We start from the raw sequence: 3,317 nt of genomic DNA, 5'->3' as shown, positions 1-3,317 counted from the left end.
GGCCATCATCTGATCCCGCACAACGGCCCACCCCGACTCCAAAGCGCACAACCGAATTTCGCCCCCACGCCGAGGGTCGATCGGTGAATCAAGGCTTATAGGTGAGCGTCGCTCCGCCCTTCGAGTGGTTCGGGGTGTTTACCAAGATCCCAGTATCGATGAAACCGGGAAGTACGTCGGCGACCCGGATGTCGTGCCGTGACCACTCGATGCTCAGCGCTTCGGTCAATCCCTTAACCGCGTGCTTGGTTGCGGAGTACACCGCAGACATCGGCAGGCCATAAGTGGCCGCCGACGACGAGGTGGTGAACATCAGGCTGTTGGGCGCCTTCTTCAGATACGGCAACGCCTCGACAGCCCCCGCGAGCACCGAGCGGAAATTGATATCGACGACCTTCATCGCCAAGTCGTACGGGACGTCCTCGAACCAGCCCGACTGGCCGATTCCGGCGTTGTTCCACATCATGTCGAGGCGACCGCCAGGGTTTCTGTCGCAGAAGGCCGCGATGGCCGCCGCAAGAGCGGCCTTGTCGGTGACATCGACCTTGTCGGTCCACAGTCGATCCGACGCTCCGGTCAATGTGGCCAGACCGCCGGCATCTCGGTCGACGGCGCCGACTCGCCAGCCTTTACGAAGGAACAACTCGGCGCCCGCTCGGCCAATGCCGCTGCCCGCGCCTGTGATGAAGACGGATTTCATGGATACTTCATCGCTGTTGCTCACATGCTCCTACTCACACAGTTGCCCTGACGCCGAGTAGGCCGGCCAGATTGCCACCCATGATCTTCTCGACTGTGGCCGGGGGGAGATCCGCGATCCGGTCGGCGAACGTCACGGGATCGCCGACGCCCTCGGGATGGGGGAAGTCCGAACCGAACAAGACGTGGTCCTCGCCCATGATGTCGAGGATCTCGTGAATATCGTCCTCGAGGAATGGGTGGATGTAGAGCTGACGCTGGAAGACGCTCACCGGCTCCTCGAGGAAAGTCTGAGGCATCATGCCGTACGCCTTCTTGAGCTGTGCCAGCAAGCCCTTCACCCAACTGGAACCGTTCTCCACGCAGATGACCTTGAGGTCGGGGAAGCGCGACAGCGCGCCATGGCAGATCAGGGCCGACAGCGTGTCCTCGATTGCGCGATGGCCGATGACGACCTCCCGCAGCCCGCTGATGGCGAACGGCAGCTGCTCGTCCCCGCCTTCCCATGCGGCCAGATGGTTTGCATACCCGCTGTCAGAGGCGTGGAAGGTGACCGGTACACCTGCTTTGACTACCTCGCTCCAGAACGGGTCGAACTCAGGAAGGCCCAGAGACCTCGATTTGCCGTTGATTCCCGGTACCGCGGCCGGACGGACCAAGAACGTACGGGCACCACGCTCGAGGCACCAGTGCAGTTCCTCGATGGCCTTGTCGACAATGGACAGGTTGACCACGGGGGTGGCGAAGATGCGACCTTCATAGTCGAAGGTCCAGTGCTCGTGCATCCACTCGTTGAGTGCATGGATGATGGCGTGGGTCAGGTATACGTCGTCGGTGGTGCGCTCCTCGACCAGGCTGGCCAGGGTCGGGTACATGACGGCGCCGGTGATGCCTTGCTCGTTCATGAGCTCCAGTCGCGGTGCGGGCGCCTGGTACGCCGGGATGACGTCCATGGCCTGTCCGACGAACTCGCGGAACGACTTGCCCTCAGGATTGAGGCCCAAGAAGTAGTCCTCGGCGCTGCCGGGGCGCGCAACGCGGGAGAACGTCGGGTTCGGGATCATCTCGCTGATCTTGTTGTTGAACATGATCTTGGTGCGACCGTCGACCTCGACATAGTTGACCCTGCCCTTGAACTCTTGGGGAAGGTACTTCGTAAGTGCCTCCCGGGTCTCGTACATGTGGTTGTCGGCGTCGTAGACCGGGTAGCTGATGTTCCGTGTCATGGTGTAGAGGCCTCCTATTACGCGTGCGAGAGCGCACATTCTCCACGTCGAGAACAAATTATCACGTGGCGCTGATTCAGCCCATACGGGGTGGCACCCTCCAACTGAGGTTGTGTCGGTCGGCGGCCGGAAATCGGCGTTCTCAATGACCTTCTCGAGTGTTAAGTTTGTGGGGTCGGCTGAATGTCCGCCCGTTGCGCAGGTCGCCTGCCGCAACAATGGTCCTCGCGTTAATCATTGTGGGCACGGGGCTGCTGTGGGCACTACGGATCGGTGGAAGGACTAAACATGGCCAAGGCGAGGGAAGCGCGCGAATGGGCGCGAGAAGGTCTGCGGGGCATCGGTGATTCGCTCATCACACCGTTTGCCGGTGACGATGGCGACGACATCGATTGGGACGCCTACCGGGCGCTGGTCCGCTACTGCGTCGGCGACCTCCAGCACGCGATGTTGTGGCTCACGAGTGGGTGCGGGGAATTCTGGGCACTGACGATCGCCGAGCGGAAGCAACTGCTCGAGGTTGCAGTCGAGGAGGCTCGAGCGATCAACCGGGATGTGGTGATCCAGGCGTGCACTGCGGCCCTGTCCGCAAAGGATTGCCTAGAACTCACCCGGCATGCGCAAGACTCGGGTGCCGACATTGTCTACATCCAGACACCAATGATGGAAGTCCATGCGGGGGAGGGTGTTCTTCGGTTCTTCAAATACGTCGCGGACCGCACTGACATTGCGCTGGGCATGTTCAACTCGCCATCAGGCGGGTACGTCCTCACGCCGGCCGAAGCAGCGGGGATCTATGAGGAGATCCCGGCGGTCTGCGCCTCCAAGGAAGGCGCCTTCCGTCCGTTCTCGACGCGGGTGCTGCACGAGCTGGCGCCGGATTTGCAGATCTGGGAATGTGACGTCTCGGTATACCGGGCCGGCTGGCTTCGTGAAGGCATCGTCGCTCCGGCGCAACTGGGCACTGTCGGCTACCTATTCGAGACGCCGCAGCGTCGCGTTCTCACCGAATACTGGCAACTGATCTGGGATGACAAGCTGGTCGAGGCGATGGACTACGCCCAGACCACTGGCCTCGACCAGTTCGACGTTGACCGGGGCCCTTGGTGGACCTGCTATCCGGGCCGCCCGGATTATTTCACCCACTGGGCGGCAGGCCACAAGTTCGCGACATCGCTGCTCGGCCTGTCGCCGGGCTCCTACCCCTACACCCGTCCGCCGCAGGTCGCCGAGATTCCCGACGCCGCCAAAGCTCAGATGAAGTCGGCCTACGAGAAGTTCGGTCTGATCGACAGCTAGGAGCGTGGGTCAGTAACACGCCGGGCGGGGTGCCTGGGCCGGTGGCGGGTGTAGGGGATCATGGGGTGTGCCTGATGATCTCGATGCCGACGG

The 3,317-nt window shown here is 62.1% G+C and carries 2 protein-coding genes and 1 pseudogene; 1 reads left to right on the top strand and 2 read right to left on the bottom strand.

Going from position 1 to position 3,317, the window contains the following annotated elements; translation table 11 throughout:
- Positions 1 to 109: 109 nt before the first annotated feature.
- Positions 110 to 700: pseudogene (locus H7I57_RS19425) on the bottom strand (SDR family oxidoreductase); the annotation flags it as partial.
- Positions 701 to 734: 34 nt separating this feature from the next.
- Complete coding sequence (locus H7I57_RS19420; RefSeq protein WP_264025398.1) at positions 735 to 1,925, bottom strand: amidohydrolase family protein; 1,191 nt, start codon at positions 1,923 to 1,925, stop codon at positions 735 to 737.
- A gap of 288 nt (positions 1,926 to 2,213) precedes the next feature.
- On the opposite strand from H7I57_RS19420, the gene H7I57_RS19415 reads away from it, so the two are divergent.
- Positions 2,214 to 3,224: a dihydrodipicolinate synthase family protein gene (locus tag H7I57_RS19415; RefSeq protein ID WP_264025397.1), complete on the top strand. Its 1,011-nt coding sequence runs from the start codon at positions 2,214 to 2,216 to the stop codon at positions 3,222 to 3,224.
- The last annotated feature ends 93 nt before the right edge of the window (positions 3,225 to 3,317 follow it).

The organism is Mycolicibacterium pyrenivorans, from assembly GCF_025821625.1.
GTDB lineage: Bacteria > Actinomycetota > Actinomycetes > Mycobacteriales > Mycobacteriaceae > Mycobacterium > Mycobacterium pyrenivorans.
This window is presented reverse-complemented; position numbering and strand designations above follow the sequence as displayed.

What these genes read in the sequence shown, in the direction of transcription:
- H7I57_RS19420 (WP_264025398.1), bottom strand. Translation starts at nt 1,925, where the DNA reads ATGACACGGAACATCAGCTACCCGGTCTACGACGCCGACAACCACATG.
- H7I57_RS19415 (WP_264025397.1), top strand. Translation starts at nt 2,214, where the DNA reads ATGGCCAAGGCGAGGGAAGCGCGCGAATGGGCGCGAGAAGGTCTGCGG.